This window comes from Leeuwenhoekiella palythoae (assembly GCF_900130045.1).
GTDB lineage: Bacteria > Bacteroidota > Bacteroidia > Flavobacteriales > Flavobacteriaceae > Leeuwenhoekiella > Leeuwenhoekiella palythoae.
This window is the reverse complement of record NZ_FQXT01000004.1, coordinates 373,869-393,176: the sequence shown is the minus strand read 5'-3', so window position 1 is coordinate 393,176 and position 19,308 is coordinate 373,869. Positions and strand designations below refer to the sequence as shown.

18 protein-coding genes are annotated in these 19,308 nt (G+C 40.1%); 13 read left to right on the top strand and 5 right to left on the bottom strand.

The window, feature by feature from the left end:
• Positions 1-6 precede the first annotated feature (6 nt).
• Complete coding sequence (locus BUA96_RS12110; protein ID WP_072983432.1) at positions 7-276, top strand: acyl-CoA-binding protein; 270 nt, start codon at positions 7-9, stop codon at positions 274-276.
• Positions 277-302: 26 nt separating this feature from the next.
• Here BUA96_RS12110 and BUA96_RS12105 read toward each other — a convergent pair whose 3' ends face one another.
• Positions 303-2,936: a valine--tRNA ligase gene (locus BUA96_RS12105; RefSeq protein ID WP_072983430.1), complete on the bottom strand. Its 2,634-nt coding sequence runs from the start codon at positions 2,934-2,936 to the stop codon at positions 303-305.
• Positions 2,937-3,134: 198 nt separating this feature from the next.
• Here BUA96_RS12105 and BUA96_RS12100 point away from each other — a divergent pair, with 198 nt between their 5' ends.
• Positions 3,135-3,521 carry a DUF1573 domain-containing protein gene (locus tag BUA96_RS12100; RefSeq protein ID WP_072983427.1) on the top strand — a complete coding sequence of 129 codons (387 nt, stop codon included), beginning with the start codon at positions 3,135-3,137 and terminating at the stop codon, positions 3,519-3,521.
• Between the two features lie 181 nt (positions 3,522-3,702).
• Here the strand turns inward: BUA96_RS12100 and BUA96_RS12095 are convergent, their stop codons facing one another.
• A complete protein-coding gene (locus BUA96_RS12095) occupies positions 3,703-5,016 on the bottom strand; it encodes an aspartyl protease family protein (RefSeq protein WP_072983868.1) in 1,314 nt (437 codons plus the stop codon).
• A gap of 151 nt (positions 5,017-5,167) precedes the next feature.
• Between BUA96_RS12095 and BUA96_RS12090 the strand changes: the two genes are divergently transcribed.
• Together BUA96_RS12090 and murB are read left to right on the top strand one after the other, a co-directional pair.
• Positions 5,168-6,358, top strand: coding sequence for a pyridoxal phosphate-dependent aminotransferase (locus BUA96_RS12090; RefSeq protein ID WP_072983424.1), 1,191 nt, complete (start codon positions 5,168-5,170; stop codon positions 6,356-6,358).
• Positions 6,359-7,375, top strand: coding sequence for a UDP-N-acetylmuramate dehydrogenase (gene murB, locus BUA96_RS12085; RefSeq protein ID WP_072983422.1), 1,017 nt, complete (start codon positions 6,359-6,361; stop codon positions 7,373-7,375). It abuts the gene before it with no gap.
• Between the two features lie 53 nt (positions 7,376-7,428).
• Here murB and BUA96_RS12080 read toward each other — a convergent pair whose 3' ends face one another.
• Complete coding sequence (locus BUA96_RS12080) at positions 7,429-8,067, bottom strand: fasciclin domain-containing protein (protein WP_072983866.1); 639 nt, start codon at positions 8,065-8,067, stop codon at positions 7,429-7,431.
• Positions 8,068-8,252: 185 nt separating this feature from the next.
• Between BUA96_RS12080 and BUA96_RS12075 the strand changes: the two genes are divergently transcribed.
• From BUA96_RS12075 to BUA96_RS12060, 4 genes are read left to right on the top strand one after another with little or no spacing between them, the layout of a single operon-like run.
• Entirely contained in the window at positions 8,253-8,456 is a 204-nt protein-coding gene (locus BUA96_RS12075) for a membrane or secreted protein (RefSeq protein ID WP_072983420.1), read from the top strand.
• A gap of 11 nt (positions 8,457-8,467) precedes the next feature.
• The gene (locus BUA96_RS12070; RefSeq protein WP_072983418.1) at positions 8,468-9,577 is read left to right on the top strand and encodes a glycosyltransferase; all 1,110 of its coding nucleotides are present in this window, start codon (positions 8,468-8,470) and stop codon (positions 9,575-9,577) included.
• Positions 9,568-10,125: an RNA polymerase sigma factor gene (locus BUA96_RS12065; RefSeq protein ID WP_072983416.1), complete on the top strand. Its 558-nt coding sequence runs from the start codon at positions 9,568-9,570 to the stop codon at positions 10,123-10,125. The genes BUA96_RS12070 and BUA96_RS12065 overlap by 10 nt, the downstream gene beginning before the upstream one ends.
• A 6-nt stretch (positions 10,126-10,131) precedes the next feature.
• The gene (locus BUA96_RS12060; protein WP_072983414.1) at positions 10,132-11,346 is read left to right on the top strand and encodes an Nramp family divalent metal transporter; all 1,215 of its coding nucleotides are present in this window, start codon (positions 10,132-10,134) and stop codon (positions 11,344-11,346) included.
• Here the strand turns inward: BUA96_RS12060 and BUA96_RS12055 are convergent.
• A complete protein-coding gene (locus BUA96_RS12055) occupies positions 11,338-11,805 on the bottom strand; it encodes an Lrp/AsnC family transcriptional regulator (protein WP_072983412.1) in 468 nt (155 codons plus the stop codon). The genes BUA96_RS12060 and BUA96_RS12055 overlap by 9 nt on opposite strands.
• A gap of 114 nt (positions 11,806-11,919) precedes the next feature.
• Between BUA96_RS12055 and BUA96_RS12050 the strand changes: the two genes are divergently transcribed.
• Together BUA96_RS12050 and BUA96_RS12045 are read left to right on the top strand one after the other, a co-directional pair.
• Positions 11,920-12,303, top strand: coding sequence for a hypothetical protein (locus BUA96_RS12050; protein ID WP_072983410.1), 384 nt, complete (start codon positions 11,920-11,922; stop codon positions 12,301-12,303).
• Positions 12,304-12,394: 91 nt separating this feature from the next.
• A complete protein-coding gene (locus BUA96_RS12045) occupies positions 12,395-12,922 on the top strand; it encodes a hypothetical protein (RefSeq protein ID WP_009781428.1) in 528 nt (175 codons plus the stop codon).
• A gap of 152 nt (positions 12,923-13,074) precedes the next feature.
• On the opposite strand, the gene BUA96_RS12040 is transcribed toward BUA96_RS12045, so the two are convergent.
• Complete coding sequence (locus BUA96_RS12040; RefSeq protein WP_072983408.1) at positions 13,075-16,494, bottom strand: methylmalonyl-CoA mutase family protein; 3,420 nt, start codon at positions 16,492-16,494, stop codon at positions 13,075-13,077.
• Positions 16,495-16,658: 164 nt separating this feature from the next.
• On the opposite strand from BUA96_RS12040, the gene purU reads away from it, so the two are divergent.
• From purU to BUA96_RS12025, 3 genes are read left to right on the top strand one after another with little or no spacing between them, the layout of a single operon-like run.
• On the top strand, positions 16,659-17,513 hold the full coding sequence (gene purU / locus BUA96_RS12035; protein ID WP_072983406.1) for a formyltetrahydrofolate deformylase: 855 nt from the start codon (positions 16,659-16,661) through the stop codon (positions 17,511-17,513).
• Between the two features lie 42 nt (positions 17,514-17,555).
• Positions 17,556-18,257: a DUF4197 domain-containing protein gene (locus BUA96_RS12030; RefSeq protein WP_072983404.1), complete on the top strand. Its 702-nt coding sequence runs from the start codon at positions 17,556-17,558 to the stop codon at positions 18,255-18,257.
• Between the two features lie 6 nt (positions 18,258-18,263).
• Entirely contained in the window at positions 18,264-19,244 is a 981-nt protein-coding gene (locus tag BUA96_RS12025) for a carbohydrate kinase family protein (RefSeq protein ID WP_072983402.1), read from the top strand.
• The last annotated feature ends 64 nt before the right edge of the window (positions 19,245-19,308 follow it).

The following is a 19,308-nucleotide window of genomic DNA, read 5'->3' as shown; positions in this document are numbered from 1 at the left end:
TTTGGTTTGACAAAAGAAGAGTTAGATAAAGCATTTCAGGCGGCATACGAGAAGGCAAGTGCCACAACCGTTGCCTTACCACAAGACATTCAACTTTTGCTTTATGCCTACTACAAACAAGGCAATCACAAAAGCAAACTTATTCCTCTTGAAAATATAAAAGAAAACGACCTACGAAGCGCATTTAAATACAACGCACTCATACAGATTAAAGGTCTTTCTGCCACAGAAGCAAAAAAGGAATACATTAAGCTGGTCGCTCAACATATTCCTTAGTTTAAAATTTCTATTTTATTTCAGAATTAACTTAACGCCGCCAAGCGCTTTTGAAGTGCTTCGATCTTTGCTTCAGCATCAGCCTGTTTTTGGCGCTCTATAGCTACAACTTTTTCTGGAGCATTGTTTACAAAACGCTCGTTAGAAAGTTTCCCGGAAACTGACTTTAAAAAGCCTTTGGTGTATTTCAATTCTTCATTGATCTTAGCTAATTCAGCTTCTACATCAATGGCTCCGGTTAGCGGAATAAAATACTCATTTGCTTTTACACGGAAAGAAAGTGCACCGTCTACACTAGCGTCTGTACTTTCAATTTTAGATAGGTTACATAACTTAGTAATTACTGTATCGAAACTATCTGAAAAACCTTCGGTATTCAAAACAAAGAGCTCTAATTCATCTTTGAACGAAATATTCTTTTCTTTACGAATCGCGCGCACTCCTGTAATAGTCTGAGCCGCCAAATCAAAATCTGCTAAAATCGCCTCATCAGGCTCAGTAATCTTTGGCCATTCATTAATGATCAAAGCTTCTTCAGGAGTACGGTCAGCGATATTCTGCCAGATCTCTTCCGAAGCAAAAGGAGTAAATGGATGTAAAATTCTAAGATTGTTTTCTAAAGCTTCAATCACCGCATCAAAAGTGACTTTATCGATAGGCTTACCATACTCAGGTTTTACGATTTCTAGCAACCAACTACAGAAATCATCCCAAACCAACTTATAAGTAGCCATCAACGCATCACTTATACGGTATTTACTAAAGTGATCCTCGATCTCAACCGTTGCCTGCTTAAAGCGCTCGTTATACCAAGCCAATCCTTTCTTGCTCGATTCCGGCTGCGGAATAGTGTCATCAACCTCCCAACCTTTGATCAATCTAAAGGCATTCCAGATTTTATTTATAAAGCCTTTTCCTTGCTGACACAAATCTTCATCAAAAAGAAGATCATTTCCTGCCGAAGCACTCAATAAAAGCCCTACACGCACACCATCTGCACCATAATCATCAATAAGCTTCATGGCATCGGGAGAATTCCCCAAAGATTTGGACATCTTACGACGCTCAGCATCACGCACGAGTCCGGTTAAGTACACATTGGTAAATGGCTTTTCACCGGTATATTCATAACCTGCCATAATCATTCGAGCCACCCAGAAAAATAGAATATCAGGACCGGTCACCAAATCATTTGTAGGGTAGTAATATTTAAAATCTGTATTATCAGGATTTGCAACCCCATCAAACACACTCATAGGCCATAACCAGGAAGAAAACCAAGTATCTAACGCATCCTCATCCTGACGCAAATCTGCATCAGTGAGTTGTGCATTTCCGGTTTTTACTTTAGCCGCTTCAAGAGCTTCTTCTCGAGATTTAGCAACTACAAAATCCTCACGCCCATTACCGTAGTAATACGCGGGAATTTGCTGCCCCCACCAAAGCTGTCTAGAAATATTCCAGTCTCTGATGTTCTCCATCCAATGGCGATACGTATTCTCAAATTTCTTCGGAAACAAGTTTACCTCATCTGTATCTAAAACAGCCTTTATAGCTGGCGCAGCAAGTTCTTTCATCTTTAAAAACCACTGATCAGAAAGTTTAGGTTCTATCACCGCCTTAGTACGCTCTGAAGTACCAACTTTATTCGTGTGCTTTTCAGTTTTTACTAAAACCCCAGCAGCTTTGAGCTCTGCAACAATTTCTTCACGCACTACAAAACGATCTTTACCTTTGTAATGCAGACCGTGCTCATTTAAAGAAGCATCATCGTTAAAAATGTCGATCACTTCAAGTTGATGCTTGTCGCCTAACATTTTATCATTTTCATCATGCGCCGGTGTCACTTTTAAACATCCGGTACCAAACTCAAGATCTACATATTCATCTTCGATTATAGGCACCTCTCTGTTTGCGATAGGCACAATGGCCTTCTTACCCTTTAAATGGGTAAATCGCTCGTCATAAGGATTGATACAGATCGCCGTATCCCCAAAAATAGTTTCTGGTCGTGTAGTGGCAATGGTTAACGTTTCATCACTGCCAGCCAACTTATAATTTAAATAGTACAAAAAGCCTTGACGCTCTTCGTGAATCACTTCTTCATCAGAAAGTGTGGTTTGCGCTTCGGGATCCCAATTTACCATACGATGACCGCGATAAATAAGGCCTTTGTTATATAAATCAACAAAAGATTGAATAACGCTCGCTGACATGGTGTCATCCATCGTAAAACGTAAGCGTTCCCAGTCGCACGAAGCACCTAGTTTTTTAAGCTGTTCTAAGATGGTTCCGCCGTATTTATCGGTCCACTCCCAAGCGTGTTTTAAAAACTCCTCGCGAGTAAGTTCGCTTTTATTGACTCCTTCGGCTTTTAGTTTAGCAACCACCTTAGCTTCAGTAGCAATAGAGGCGTGGTCAGTTCCCGGAACCCAGCACGCATTAAATCCTTTAAGACGCGCGCGTCTTATGAGTACATCTTGGATCGTGTTGTTCAGCATATGCCCCATATGCAATATTCCGGTTACGTTAGGTGGCGGAATTACAATCGTATAAGGCTCTTTTTCATTAGGCTCTGAATGAAAATAGTTATGTTCCATCCAGTAGTCATACCACTTTTGCTCCACATCTTTAGAGCTATATTTTGAAGCTAATGCCATTATTGGTCTAATTTTTGTCTTTAAGAGTGCAAAAGTACTTATAATAGTAAGTATTCTGAAAAAATCCGACGGATTAAAACGTAGGGTTTTCGAAAAGTTATATTGTAAGAAATAGCTTAAGATTTAATTAAATAACAGCTACTTTTTGCACATACTTGAGAATAAGCTTACTTTTATATCTCATTAACACTTAGAATTATGAAAAAAATTGTTTTGATTCTTGCTGTTGGTCTAATGACTTTAGGCCTGCAAGCTCAGGATAAGAAAGCTGCAATTACTTTTGAAACTGACGTAATCGATTATGGTGACGTTGCACACGGAGGTGATGGCACCCGTGAATTTAAATTTACAAATACCGGTGATGCCCCGCTAGTAATTTCTAAAGCCTACTCTACTTGCGGCTGTACAGTACCTAGCCCACCTAAAGATCCTATTGCTCCCGGCGATACCGGCGTGATCAAAGTAAAATATGACACCAACCGCTCTCCCGGACCAATACGCAAAACCATTACGGTATATACTAATGCTTCGGCAGAACCGTATACCTTAAAAATCAAGGGAACCTTATTACCGGCAACCAATTAAAACCGGAAAATATATTAAAGCAAAAGCGACCTAATGGTCGCTTTTTTTATTGGCTCGTAGATAGGTTTAACACACTGTCCCAATGACTATCAAGATACTTCTAAATTGAAAATTTGCTTCCATTTAGTGCCTCTTAAATCGGCATCTTATGAAGTCAATCGATTTAAAATCTTGAAGCAATTTACTCATCTACTAGTAGCTTTTTTAATTTCAGTCTCCTATTAAATTCAACGCCATTACGCTCAATTCTTAGACGTAAGACTGCTCCCTCATCTTTAAAAAAGTGTTTAGTAATATCGCTCAGCTCTAATTTACGCACATCGCGACCATTAATCTTCAGTAGCTTATCGCCTACTACCAATCCCGCATCAGCTCCCGGAGAATCCTCCCGAATTGCTGCAATCTCAAAATTGGGTTTTAATCGCAATTGCGGAAACTGCACGACATTTGTTTCTAGAAAAACACTTCGGGTACTGCCATCTGCAGTGGTTATGGTTCTCGATTTTGCTATTCCGTAATCAATATCAGCCACCAACTCAAAACCTGTATGCTCTACGACCAGCCCGCTTCGGTTGTATCTAAAGGGCTCATCAAAGTAGCGATTTTTTCGCAAAAACAGCTTTTTCTTACCATAGTCAAGGTATACCGTAAATCTTCGCAACACCGATGCACCAATGCTTCCATTCCTAAAATTCATTCCATTTAAATACGTTAAGGATTGATCATCAGGATAAGCGACATTCACCTTATCTAACTCATAATCGCCTAAGGAAAGTCTGTTTATTCTAGATCGATATCCTGTTACCTCCCCATTAAGTCCCAAACCCAAATGATCTTTAAAAGCATTCTCCGAAACGGCAATATCTTCGTGGGTATTATGAAACAACCACAACGCGTCGCCACTACCCGAATCGAGCAAAAGCTTTGCCCTGAAATCCTTTTCATTTTGATTCAGACCAATATTTAGATAGGGTTTTCCTTCTTTAAGTTCGAAATTTAACGCAGTAAAGGATCGAAATTTCTTTGAGCGAAAATATTCAGGATCATATAGTTTTATGAAGCCGCGCTGATAATTGAGCTCTACACAAAGGTCTTTTAGAAGCGCATACCCAATGATCCCGTGTACGGGAAATCCAAGTCGGGGCGAGAAATTTTGGGCGCTATCCGGAATGTAATAAACCGTTTGATTGATCGCCGCCGAAGCTCCAATATTTATAATATTCTGAGTTGATTTTATCGCCTTACTAGGCTCACCATCCCCAGAACCGCGTAGCCAGACCGTAGATTTATTATTCAGCTTTAATGGGTAATCTGCTTCGGCATCAAAAAGAATTGTAGAACGCACACCAGTATCGAGCAAAAAAGACAATTCAACACCATTGACCTGCACAGGAATGATCATTAGATTATTTACAACATCAGCTTTTATTTTTATATGATTTTTACCATCAGGCAAAAGAAATGCACCCTGAGGAAAACCCTCAAAATTTATCATATAAATAAACAGTACCGGTATTAAATAAACATAACGCATAATTAACGTACAATTACTGTTAATTTAGTAATTAATACGGATTTATGCTAGTTCATTCTTTAAATTTTTTTCTCGTTTTTAATTTGCAACTTTACAGACTAAATTAAATGACATGCCGCAGTTATCGCAAAAAGGGCAATTAATGCCACAATCTCCTATAAGAAAACTTGTACCCTTTGCTGAAGCAGCAGAAGCCAGAGGGGTCCAAATTCACCAACTCAATATTGGCCAACCTGATATTCAAACGCCCCAACCTGCACTTAATGCAGTAAAAGAGGCCAATATCGAGGTGTTGTCCTACAGTCATTCGGCAGGATTTTTAAGCTATCGCCAAAAATTAGCTGCTTATTACGGTAAACAAGGCATCGAGATGGATGCAAATGATATCATCATTACCACCGGAGGATCTGAAGCCCTCTTATTTGCAATGGGAAGTATTACAGACCCTGGAGACGAGGTTATCATTCCTGAGCCTTTTTACGCCAACTACAACGGTTTTGCTACCGCTTCTGGAGTGACTGTAAAACCGGTAATTTCATCATTTGAAAGCGGTTTTGCACTACCTCCTATCGCTGAGTTTGAAAAACAGATCACTGCTAAAACTAAAGCGATCATCATTTGTAACCCGGGAAATCCTACTGGTTACCTGTATAGTAAAGACGAACTCGACCAACTTTCTGAATTGGTAAAAAAACACGACCTGTTTTTAATAGCAGACGAAGTTTACCGCGAGTTTGCTTATGACGGATTGCAACATAATTCTGTTTTAAATCAGCGTGAGATTGACGAGCATACGATTATGATCGACTCGGTTTCTAAGCGTTTTTCTATGTGTGGTGCGCGAATAGGATGCATCGTAAGCCGCAACAAAGAACTTATGGCTACAGCGATGAAGTTCGCTCAGGCGCGTTTGAGTCCGCCTACACTTGCTCAAATTGCGAGTGAAGCTGCTCTTGACACTCCGCAGTCTTATTTTGACGAAGTAATTTCAGAATATGTTGATCGTAGAGATACCCTAGTTGCAGGATTAGAAGCCATTCCCGGTGTGCGTGTTGCTAAGCCTAAAGGTGCATTTTACTGTATTGCCGAGCTTCCTGTAAAAAATTCTGATGATTTTGCGCAGTGGCTTTTAGAGTCTTTTGAGGTCAACAAAAAAACAGTAATGGTAGCGCCTGCAGCAGGTTTTTATTCTACTCCCGGCGAAGGCTTAAATCAGGTGCGAATCGCTTACGTACTTAAAAAAGAAGATTTGATTGAAGCTGTAGAACTTTTAAAAGAAGCTCTAAGCCAGTATAAAGACTAAATGCAAATTACTCATAATGCATCTTTAAAGCCGTATAACACCTTTGGCATTTCAGCAAAGGCGAAAGCGTTTATTTCGGTTACTGATATTGCAATGCTCAAAGAAGCGTTGCACTTAGAAGCTTATCCTGAAAAATTTATTTTAGGCGGCGGAAGCAATATGCTGTTGAAAAGTGATGTAAATGCTTTAGTAATCCACGTTGCGCTCAAAGGAATTAAAACGGTTAAGGAAACTGCTGACAATATTTGGCTGGAAGTTGCCTGCGGCGAAAACTGGCACGAGTTTGTGATGTATTGTGTGAACCACGGTTATGGCGGGGTCGAGAATATGGCATTAATTCCCGGAAATGTGGGTACAGCGCCAGTTCAAAACATTGGTGCTTATGGGGTTGAACTTAAAGATCATTTTTACAGTTGCACGGCGATTCACAGAACGACTTTAGAACAAAAGACCTTCTCGCTTAAAGACTGTTGTTTTGGGTATAGAGATTCGGTTTTTAAGAATGAGTTGAAAGATCAATATGTTATTACTTCAGTAACTTTTCAATTGGATAAAAACAAGCACCAATTGCATACCGGCTACGGAGCAATTCAACAGGTTTTGAATGAAAAGGAAATCAGTGATCCTTCGATAAAAGATATCGCTCAAGCCGTTATTGCCATCAGGTCATCAAAACTTCCTGATCCTAAAAAATTGGGTAACAGCGGAAGTTTCTTTAAAAACCCGGTAGTACCTAAAACTATTTTTGAGACCATACAGCAGAAATATCCTGAAATGCCTTTTTACCCTGTTTCTGAAGCAGAAGTCAAAATTCCTGCGGGTTGGCTTATTGAGCAAGCCGGTTTTAAAGGAAAGCGTTTTGGCGATGCCGGCGTTCATAAAAATCAAGCTTTGGTTCTCGTAAATTATGGTAATGCCAGCGGCGACGAAATCTGGGATTTGGCGCTGCGAATTCAGAAGGAAGTCCATCAGCAATTTGGAATTGAGATTCAGCCCGAAGTCAATATTATTGAGTAAAAAATAAAAACCCCACTGAAAAGCGGGGTTTTTATTTTTATGAGTGTATCAACTTACTTAGACATCAATACTTTATTTACTTCGTGTACCACACCATTTGATGCTTCGATATTTCCTAGGACGATTTGGGCTTTTTTACCTTTTCCGTCTCTGATCACAATTTGATCTCCATCGCGCATTATGGTGAGTTCCTCACCCTTTACTGTTTGAATTTTAGCCTTTCCGTTGCCGGCATCTATCGCTTTACCAAGGTCTTCAGATCTCATAATTCCTGAGATTACGTGGTATTGCAGCACACTTACTAGCTGTTCTTTGTTTTCAGCTTTGGTCAAATCTTCAAGCGTACCTTTTTTCAATTGAGAAAAAGCGTAATCTGTAGGAGCAAAAACGGTATACTCTCCTTCTGCCATCAACATTTCAGATAAACCTGCTGCCTTCAAAGCAAGAACTAAGGTATCTAATTCTTCTGCCGCCATCGCTTTTGAAGCAATACTGTTTGCACGCGCTTCTTCCTTCATCTGTTGTGCTTTCATTTCTGCTTCTTCTGCTTCCTTCGCGGCTTTATCAGCTTCAGCGGTTTGCATCTCCTGCTCCTCTAGTCTTATTTCTTCTTCATTCTTTTTTCCGTCATTACAAGAAACTAAAACACCGGTGCTTACTGCAAGAGCTATAATTAACTTATTGAATTTCATAATCATTTTATTTATGGTTAATGTAGAAGCCAAATTAAACAGAATATCAAGCACTTAAACGGCTGCGCTACTAATCTTTAGTTAAATAAACCGGGGATATGTTAGAAATATTAACGCTTTACGACAAAGCTATAACTTGGGGCTCAAAGCTTCATTTTGTATCTTTGCATCATATATTTTGAGTTATGAAACTGCTATTAATCACATTACTTTTATTAGGACTTGCATTTGCCGGAATTGCTATTAAAATCTGGGCGAAAAAAGATGGTAAATTTGCCGGAACCTGCGCAAGTCAGAACCCATATTTAAATAAAAGTGGTGAAGCCTGCGGGATGTGTGGTAAAATGCCAGACGAAATAGGCGACTGCTCTACCAGTAAAGCATCTTAATCTTCACCGGCTTGGTTGCGCTAAGCCCACTTTTCTTTTATGCGTTTGTAGCCATTGGCATTGTCAACATAAGTTACTTCGCATATTTTTCAATTTTCCCTTTTAGACCACAGCGGTCCATTCAAACGAATCCTGAAGAAGAAGGTATTTCTGTAATTGTTTGTGCTCAGAACGAGATCAACAACCTAAGAATGCTTATCCCAAAGTTACTGGAGCAGGACTTTTCTGTTTTTGAAATTCTGGTAGTAAACGACCATTCTACTGATGAAAGTTTAGAACTTCTGCGTGAATTTGATCAAAAACACCATAATTTTAAATTCCTTAATCTAACAGAGCAAACCGGTAAAAAAGCAGGAATCACAGCAGCTGTTTCTTTGGCGCAATATGACCGTCTCGTATTTACAGACGCAGATTGCATTCCGGCTTCAAAACACTGGTTGAGATCAATGCACTCAGCTTTTATGCCTAATGCTGAAATTGTTTTGGGTTATGGTGCCTATCTCAAATTGAAGAATTCTTTTTTAAACAAATTGATCAGATTTGAAACCTTGTTGACTGCTTTGCAATATTTTGCATACGCCCTGCACAAGAATACCTATATGGGCGTTGGTAGAAATCTAGCGTATACTAAAACTCTTTTTACTACGAGCGGCGGCTTTGAAGCCCATAAGCACGTCAAACCGGGAGATGACGACCTTTTTGTTAATCAAAATGCGACGCCTACCAATGTAGCACTCTGCATAAATCCGAAAGCTTTTACGATCTCACAACCCAAAACCACTTGGAAAAGTTGGTTTATTCAGAAGAGAAGACACGTTGGCATAGCGCACTTATATCAAGCAAAACATCAAGTACAGCTCGCGCTTTTTTACTGCTCTCAAGTGCTATTCTTTTTATTCTTTTTAGGAGCCGCACTCACTGCCACTGCACATTTTTATATAATCTTGTGTTTATTTGTTGTGCGGGAGTTGTATGTTTGGGGCATATATGCAACCACCGCTAAAAAACTTCAGGAGCGCGATTTAATCCCTTTTATCCTCTTGTTAGAACCGTTTTTAGTGAGTCTGCAAATGCTTATCTTTATATCAAACTCTCTGGTAAAACCCCGCCGTTGGAAGTAAATCAAGACATCGTAAATCATAAAATCACACAGGCTAAGAGTGGCAGTCAGAGCGCTTTTAATTACCTGCTGAACACTTATTGGAATATGGTTTACCGTTTTCAGCTAGAGCGAACGCAGGATGATTTTAAGGCGGAAGAAATCACCATTCAAACTTTTGCCAAAGCGTTTAACCAACTGGAGTCTTACGACAGTACGTATAAATTCAGTACGTGGCTTATTACGATCTCTAAAAATCTTCATATTGATTTGCTTCGGAAAGAAAACAGCAGGCAGCGGCATTTCAGTAAAGATGAAAAAGTAAATAAAGTAGCTGACGACAATCCTACTGCCGAAGATGCGCTCATCACAGAACAAAGTCTTTCTGAACTGAAGGGGCACATTAAAAAACTTAAACCGCATTATCAAGAAATGATAAATTTGCGCTACTTTCAAGAGATGAGTTACAAAGAAATGGCGCAAACCTTAAATGAGCCTATGAGCAATGTGAAGGTCAAATTATTGCGAGCTCGCCGCCTTCTTTCAGACTTGATCGAAAAAGAGCATTAAGTACTCATGAAGCACTTTTTTAGACAGTTGGGTCCCGGCCTTTTGTTTGCCGGTGCTGCCATTGGCGTATCACACCTCGTACAATCTACCCGTGCGGGAGCTGATTATGGCTTTGGCCTGGTCTGGGCATTAGTGCTAATTCACGTGATTAAATATCCGTTTTTTCAATTTGGTCCACGCTATGCGGCCGCTACCGGTCAGAGTTTGCTTGACGGTTACAAACGTCTGGGTAAAGCTGTTTTAATACTATACTTCTGTATTAATCTGCTTACCATTTTTACAATTCAAACCGCGGTAACCATCGTAACCGCAGGTATTGCTACCTATATCTTTGATGTGAACTGGGATATCACAATCTGGTCTTTGATCATTACCGCAATCTGCGCCGTGATACTCCTTATTGGGCGCTACAATCTCTTAGATCGTTTAATGAAAGTCATTGTGATCACACTTACGATCAGCACACTAGCTGCGGCATTTATGGCAGGCTCACAAACATCTGAAGCAGTTAGCCTGACTCAAATACTCCCTAAAGATTCAGTAGGAATTGCATTCCTGATTGCCTTCATGGGTTGGATGCCGGCACCTTTAGATATTTCTATTTGGCATTCCTTATGGTCTTTGGAAAAAGCTAAAAGCGGAGCTATAACTCCAAAATCCGCTGTTTTTGATTTTAATATTGGCTTTTTAGGCACTATAATCGTAGGCACTTGTTTTGTTGCGCTGGGGACCTTTATTATGTTTCATAGCGGAAGTAGCTTTAGTTCCAGCGGCGTCGCTTTCGCCAAACAATTGATAGATATGTACACCGGTAGTTTAGGTAATTGGGCATTTTATCTTATCGGTATAGCAGCATTGACTACGATGTTTAGCACTACGCTAACAACGCTGGACGCTTCTCCCCGATCTATGGCAAAAACCTTAGACCTAATCACTGATAAAAAGATAAAGCACAGTTATTTTATCTGGATCGTGATTCTCATTCTAGGCACGGTAGGTATTCTGTTCTTTTTAACCAACGAGATGGGAACATTGGTGCAAATTGCGACCATACTTTCTTTTTTGACTGCTCCATTTTTTGCGATAAGTAATGTGCTGGTGATGAACAGCAGCGCAGTACCTAAAGAACACCGCCCTAGCAAACTGCTCAATTATTTCAGTTGGTTTGCGATCGTTTTGCTTATTCTTTTCAGTTTGTGGTATTTGAGTACGCTATTCTGATTTTTTCTTTCGGTCTTCTTTGCGGGTTCTTATGGGTGCATTTTCGATCACTGTAGAAAGAACTATGTGTGTTTTGGTTTCCCCGTAGGTAATCAATTTATCAATAAATTCTTCCAGATGGAATTGATCAAAAAGCACCACTTCCATAAAAATATTTTCATTACCCGTGATGCGATAGCAATTGAGCACTTCACTAAAATCGTGTACCTTTTCTAAAAAAGGCTTTAACCTTCCCATAAATGCACGCAGCGTGATGATCGCTTTAAGCTGATGACCTGATTCTATATGTGAGATTTCAGCCTTATAACCAATGAGTATCCCGGCGTCTTCCATCTTACGAATGCGTTCTGCAACGGCAGGCGAAGTGATACCAATTTCACGGCCTATAGCGCTCACGCTCATACGTGCATTACGCTGTAATAGTTGAAGGATTTTCCAGTTTACGGAATCTATATTCATTTTTAAATAAATTAGAAGTATTTCTTTAAAAATTAAAGTAAATACAAACTTACACTTTAAATACAAAATATATAAGTTGTAGAATACCGTTAAATTTGAACGACTATTAAAGCAATGACGTATATACCAAGAAATACACATCTTTATAACCAAGCTATTGAAATTCTGAGACTTTCGCGCTCGGTTTCTAACTATTTGGTTTATGATCTTGCACATCTTAAAAAAGATGGCAGCGAAGATCCCTATGTGTATTTTACAGGAGATATTGTACGTCAATCAGACTCACTGGCTCCTGAAATTTTAAAAGCTGAAAATATGGCTTTTCAAGACGACCGGCTAAAGCAAGCTGCTTCTATAGAACGACTGACTTCTAGTTTATATCGCACTTGTGAACGGCTGGAGCGTGCAGAAAGCAACGGAAAAGACTTTGTACGCATTTTACGCCGCGAAATACGCAAATTTAGAAAGCTTCAGCATAAATGGATGATGACCTTATAGTCTCATCTGTTTCTTTGAAAAGAATGTTTTGTATTTTTAAATCAATCCTTTCACCCCTATATTAAGGCACAGATTTAAAGCTAGAAAACACATGCCATCAGAAGACGATTTTAATTCGCAAAATGATTATCAAGACAGCGAACTCTTTAAAAAAGCAACCGAAATTTTAAAGTTGGCTAATCGTATTGCAGAGATTGCAGCGTCTTATGAGATTGACTCAAAAGACAAAAATGAACAAGAGATTTTGCGCAGTCAAGCCTTGTTCATACGTGAAGATGCATCAATCATTCCTTCAAAGATTGCTGGAGCTTATCATTGTGACCTTTATGACATTAAGATGGAAAAGGCCACCATCATTCGCAAATGCGCACGCGATCTCGCCACACATATGACCGGCCTGGAAATGTTCGGTTTTAAAGAAACCGAATACCTCAACTTACTTCGCAATGAGATTGAAGACTTCAGGATTTTATTTGCAGAATGGGTAAAGACTTTTGACCCGTGGAATTATATGATAGACCGCTGGGGACTGTTTAATCCGCCGGGAATCAATTATAACGATCCTGATCCCGACGACGATTTACCCTTTGATCCTGATGATCTTGATTTTGAAGATTGAAAACAGTAAGCTACCTCGGTAATTCCTTTAATTTTGGATAGAAACGAATTATCAAACCCGAGGCAAGCCCGGTGTATTTAACCTTTTGGCGGTGCCAAAAAAAATACCCTTTGAAAAAAGGGCATTTTTTTGTCATAATGTTTGATTCGGTCTTACATATTTCGTCTGTACTGCCCTCCAACTTCAAAAAGTGCTTCGGTAATTTGACCGAGCGAACAGATTTTTGTCGCTTCCATAAGTTGCTCAAAAATATTGTCGTTTTTGATCGCCGCCTCTTGTACTTTGCGCAAGGCATTTTCCGCTTGATCTTCGTAGGCTTTATGAAGCTTTGTCAACGTATTGATCTGTGCTTGCTTCTCTGCTTCGGTTGCTCTGATGACTTCGGCAGGTTTTACAGTTGGCGAACCTTTACTACTCAAAAACGTATTCACACCAATAATCGGGAAATCTCCATTGTGTTTCAGTGTCTCATAATACAAGCTTTCTTCCTGTATTTTACTGCGTTGGTACATGGTTTCCATAGCGCCTAGCACGCCGCCACGTTCAGTCAGTCGGTCAAATTCAGTCAAGACAGCTTCCTCTACTAAATCTGTAAGTTCTTCAATAATAAATGCCCCCTGAATAGGATTTTCGTTTTTAGCTAAACCTAATTCTTTATTAATTATTAACTGAATCGCCATCGCTCTACGCACGCTTTCTTCAGTTGGCGTGGTGATCGCTTCGTCGTAGGCGTTAGTATGCAGTGAATTGCAATTATCGTAAATCGCATACAGCGCCTGAAGCGTCGTACGTATGTCATTAAAATCAATTTCCTGCGCGTGTAAAGATCTTCCTGAAGTTTGTATGTGATACTTCAGCATTTGAGCTCGAGGATTGGCACCGTATTTATGCTTAAGTGCTTTAGACCAAATTCTACGTGCCACACGACCGATCACCGCATATTCGGGATCTATACCATTACTGAAGAAAAACGACAGGTTGGGACCAAATTTATTGATATCCATGCCGCGGCTGAGATAGTACTCCACGTAGGTAAACCCATTTGCTAAGGTAAACGCGAGTTGTGTAATAGGATTGGCGCCTGCTTCAGCAATATGATATCCTGAAATAGAAACCGAATAAAAATTGCGCACCTGATTCTCAATAAAATACTCCTGCACGTCACCCATAAGACGCAGTGCAAATTCAGTCGAAAAAATACAGGTGTTTTGCGCTTGGTCTTCCTTCAGAATATCGGCCTGAACGGTACCACGCACTTGCTTAATCGTTTCCTCTTTAATTTTTGAATAGACATCCGCCGGTAAAACCTGATCTCCGGTAACGCCAAGTAACATCAAGCCCAAGCCATTATTTCCTTCGGGAAGTTCGCCATTGTAAACCGGTCGGTCTAATCTATTTTCCTTATAAATCGACTGAATGGTTTGCTCGACTTCGTCTTCTAAATTGTTCTCTGTAATGTATTTTTCACACGCCTGATCAACGGCTGCATTCATAAAAAAGCCAAGTAACATTGGTGCCGGGCCGTTAATGGTCATACTTACCGAAGTCATCGGGTTTGCCAAGTCAAAACCTGAATACAGTTTTTTTGCGTCATCAAGACAGCAGATAGAAACACCCGCATTTCCGATCTTTCCATAAATATCTGGGCGATGATCAGGGTCGTTTCCATAAAGCGTGACACTGTCAAAAGCGGTAGAAAGCCGCTTTGCAGGCAAGCCCATACTTACGTAATGAAAACGACGGTTGGTACGTTCCGGGCCGCCTTCTCCCGCAAACATTCGGGTAGGATCTTCTCCCGTTCGTTTAAACGGATACAATCCTGCCGTATACGGAAATTCTCCCGGCACATTTTCTTGCAACACCCATTTTAAAATATCACCCCAGGCTTGATATTTTGGCAACGCCACTTTAGGAATCTGACTGTGCGACAAAGATTCTGAATGCGTTTCTATCTTGATTTCCTTATCACGAACTTTAAACGTGTATACAGGATCTTTATAGCGATTCACTTTATCTTGCCAACCTAAGATCACTTCCCAATTATAGGGATCCAGGTTCATTTTCACTTTATCAAATTCAGTTAGAAGGAGTTTTGCTAAATCCTGATCTTCTGCAGCGTCGTCTAGGATTAGTCCGGTTTTGTCAAGTTCAGGCAACTCGCCGGTTACCGTATCTAAGGTTTTAAAAATCCCGTAGAGTTTTTGTGCAACTTCAGCCTGAGTAGCTGCGGTATCATCATAACCGCGATTATTTTCAGCGATCTCAGAAAGATATCGGGTGCGCGCCGGCGGAATCACAAAGATCTTCTCAGACAACTCATCGGTAGCGCTGAAGGTACTTTCAAAATTCGCTTCGGTTTTGGCATTAAGTGTTTTGATGATTTCAGAATACAATTTATTCATTCCGGGAGCATTAAACTGCGAAGCGATAGTTCCATAAACCGGCAAGTCTTTTTGATCAACCTCCCACAACTGATGGTTGCGCATATATTGCTTTTTCACATCACGCAATGCGTCCTGAGCCCCGCGTTTGTCGAACTTATTTATGGAAACCAAATCAGCAAAATCAAGCATATCGATTTTTTCAAGCTGGGTGGCCGCACCAAATTCCGGAGTCATCACATACAAAGACACATCGCTGTGCTCAAGAATTTCGGTATCGCTCTGGCCGATTCCGCTGGTTTCTAGAATGATGAGATCATATTGAGCTGCTTTCAACACATCAACGGCTTCTTGCACGTGTTTAGAAAGTGCCAAATTACTTTGTCGAGTCGCCAGCGAGCGCATATATACACGTGGCGAATTGATCGCGTTCATACGAATACGATCGCCTAAAAGCGCTCCGCCAGTTTTACGTTTTGAAGGATCTACCGAAATAATCCCAAGATTTTTATCAGGAAAATCATTTAAAAATCTTCTTACGAGTTCGTCTACCAGCGAAGATTTTCCCGCACCGCCGGTTCCTGTAATTCCCAATACCGGAACACTAGAAATCGCTTCAGCCTCTTTGAATTTCTCTAGAAATACGTCGTGATTATTTTCAGCCATGGAGATGAGTCGGGCTAAAACATTCACGTTCTTTTCCTGAAGCGCGTTTTGAATTTTTTCAGTTTGCGGCAAAGCTTCAGCGGATGGAGCAAAATCTGCTTTTTCAACAAGATCGTTGATCATTCCTTGCAATCCCATCTCACGCCCATCGTCTGGCGCATAAATACGCGTAATCCCGTAATCCATTAATTCTTCAATTTCTTCCGGAAGAATTACTCCGCCTCCACCGCCAAAAATCTTGATATGCCCTGCTCCTTTTTCCTGAAGCAAATCATACATATATTTAAAATATTCGGTATGACCGCCTTGATACGAAGTCATCGCTATCGCCTGAACATCCTCTTGAATTGCAGTATTCACAACCTCTTCTACACTTCGGTCGTGACCAAGGTGTATCACCTCAACCCCCGTTGCTTGAATAATGCGTCGCATAATATTTATTGCAGCATCGTGCCCATCAAAAAGAGAAGCTGCGGTTACAATACGTACTTTATGTTTAGGGATATAAGGCTGAATTTGATTCATTCGTAATTTTTTGCTTTTTCAAGACCACTAATTTAAATAATTACTAATTAATTGATAATTATTTTGTGTTATTAATATTATAATTTGAAGGTTTATTTTCTAGCTTAGCGTTGCGTTAATCTACAAGTTGTACGTTGAAAATCAACTAACCAAGTTTTCAAATTATGCAGAAAATTACACTTTTAATCAATTGTCCGGATCGCAAAGGTATCGTGACTACCATCACGCAGTTTATTCTTGAACGTCAAGGAAATATCGTTTATCTCGACCAGCACGTTGATCGCCAAGAAGGCATTTTCTTTATGCGTGTTGAAAGTGAATTTGATCAAGAAGAATTTAGCATTGCCGATTTTGAAATGCAGTTTATTGCGCAATTTGTAGATGATTATCAATTGACCTATCAACTTTTTGATGCGTATTACAAACCACGCTTAGCGCTTTTTGTGTCTAAATACGATCATTGTTTATACGATCTACTCGGGCGCTATGCTTCGGGTGAATTACCCGTGGAAATCCCGCTGATTATCAGTAACCATCCTGATCTTGAAATCGTAGCCAAGCGTTTTGAAATTCCGTTTAAACATATTGCGGTGACCAAAGCAACAAAGGCAGCAGCTGAAGCAGAACAAATCGCAGCGATTAAAGAGCACCAAATAGATTTGATCGTACTTGCGCGGTATATGCAAATCATTTCTGATGAATTTGTCGCGCAGTTTAAAAACAAGATCATCAATATTCATCATTCGTTTTTACCGGCGTTTATTGGCGCTAAACCTTATCATGCTGCTTTTGAACGCGGGGTAAAGATCATAGGTGCGACGAGCCATTACGTGACGGCAGATCTTGATGAAGGGCCTATTATCGAGCAAGAGATCGTACGTGTGTCTCACGTGCATTCTGTTCAGGATTTTATTCTGAAAGGAAGGGACCTAGAAAAGATTGTTTTAGCTCGAGCCATCAAAGCGCATGTGGAACATAAAGTACTAGTATTTGGTAATAAAACAGTGATTTTCTCCTAAAGCACATTTTTTAAATCTTCAAGAATAGCCTAACTTAACACTATGAAAAAACTAGTTGCTCTACTTTCGATATTAATATTGAGCAGTTGTGCCGAATTACAATCTGTAGTTGATAATCTACCCAATCAAACGGGTATTGACAATGCCACCATCGCCAGTGGTTTGCGTCAGGCTTTAGATTTTGGTATTGAAAAACAAGTGACCAAGCTCACCCAAAAAGACGGTTTCTACGGAAATAGCTTAGTAAAGATCCTACTCCCGGAAGAATTGCAAAAAGTGGATCAAACCTTGAGAAATGTGGGTCTTAGCAGTCTTGCCGATGAAGGTTTAAAAGTTCTTAATCGCGCCGCTGAAGATGCCGTGAGTGAAGCGACCCCCATTTTTGTTGACGCGGTAAAGGGCATCACTTTTGCCGATGCAAAAACAATACTTCTAGGAGCTGATGATTCGGCGACCACATATTTACAAAACAAAACTAGCACGCAACTGTATGATAAGTTTAATCCTGTGATCAAATCATCTTTCAGAAAAGTAGGTGCAGATCAAATCTGGAGTAATCTCATCACTAAATATAATGCATTACCCTTAACGAATGACGTAAATCCTGACCTTACCGATTATGTCACACAAGAAGCTTTAAAAGGGGTTTATACGATGATCGCTGTAGAAGAAAAAGAAATAAGAACTGATTTTTCTGCCCGCACCACTACGCTGCTTAAAAAAGTATTCGCACTACAAGATTAAAAGCTTATGGCAAATCCGCTAAAAATAGTTGTCGCCGGACCTATTCCCAGAGATACGATTTCGACTTACGAAAACGATATAATTATGCGCTACGGTTGTGTTACACACCCTGTAATTGCGTTGGCTAAACTGTTAGATGCTGAAGGTGTCGTTGTGCCTGTAAGTAATATGCATAAAAAAGACGAAGCAGGAATCACCGCGGAATTTGCTCCTTTTAAAAATATTGATCTCAGCGGAATCAATACCAAAGAAGACAGCGGCACCGTGATTCTTCTTGATTTTAAAGACCAAAATAATCGGGAAGAAAAACAATTGGCGTGTATGAATCCCATACGCCCGAAACATATTAAAAAACATCTGGATGCGGCGGTTTTCGTTTTTGTGCCAATCACTGATTTTGAAATCAGCCTCAGCACCTTAAAACATATAAAAAAACACAGCGATGCAACGATCGTGTTTGATGCGCACGGAGCAACCACCGCAATGGATGTCAAAGGGCATCGGCATCGCAAATTTTGGGTAGATCGTGACGAATGGCTGCCCTATATTGATGTTCTAAAAATGAATTTAGAAGAATCGCAGTGCATGTCTTTTGCCAATGAGTATGAGCACGAGATCCCTTCAATCTATGACGAGAACGCAACAGAACATCTCGACGATCTTGCCAAACACGTTTTGAAAAAAGGTGTGTCGTATTTCTACGTCACTATGGATTCCAGAGGATGCATTCTTTATTCTCTGCAGGACAACCAACTCAAAAAAGACTGGATCGCTTCGGTTAAAGTTGACAAAGTTGTAGATACTACAGGCTGTGGAGATAGTTTTGCCGGTGGCTTAGCCTATGGTTTTGCAAAATATGACGACCCCATCAAGGCGGGTCAATTTGCCAATATTTTAGGCGCACGCCGCACACAGGGCAAAAACTGGGACGTTTTTAAAACTGCTGAAGAGACAGAGAACATCCGACTACAAAATTACGGGGAATAGTTCCTTACACCCATTGAAGCATAATTTACCACAAAAAACATTGCTATTTTAACAGTTAACGTTT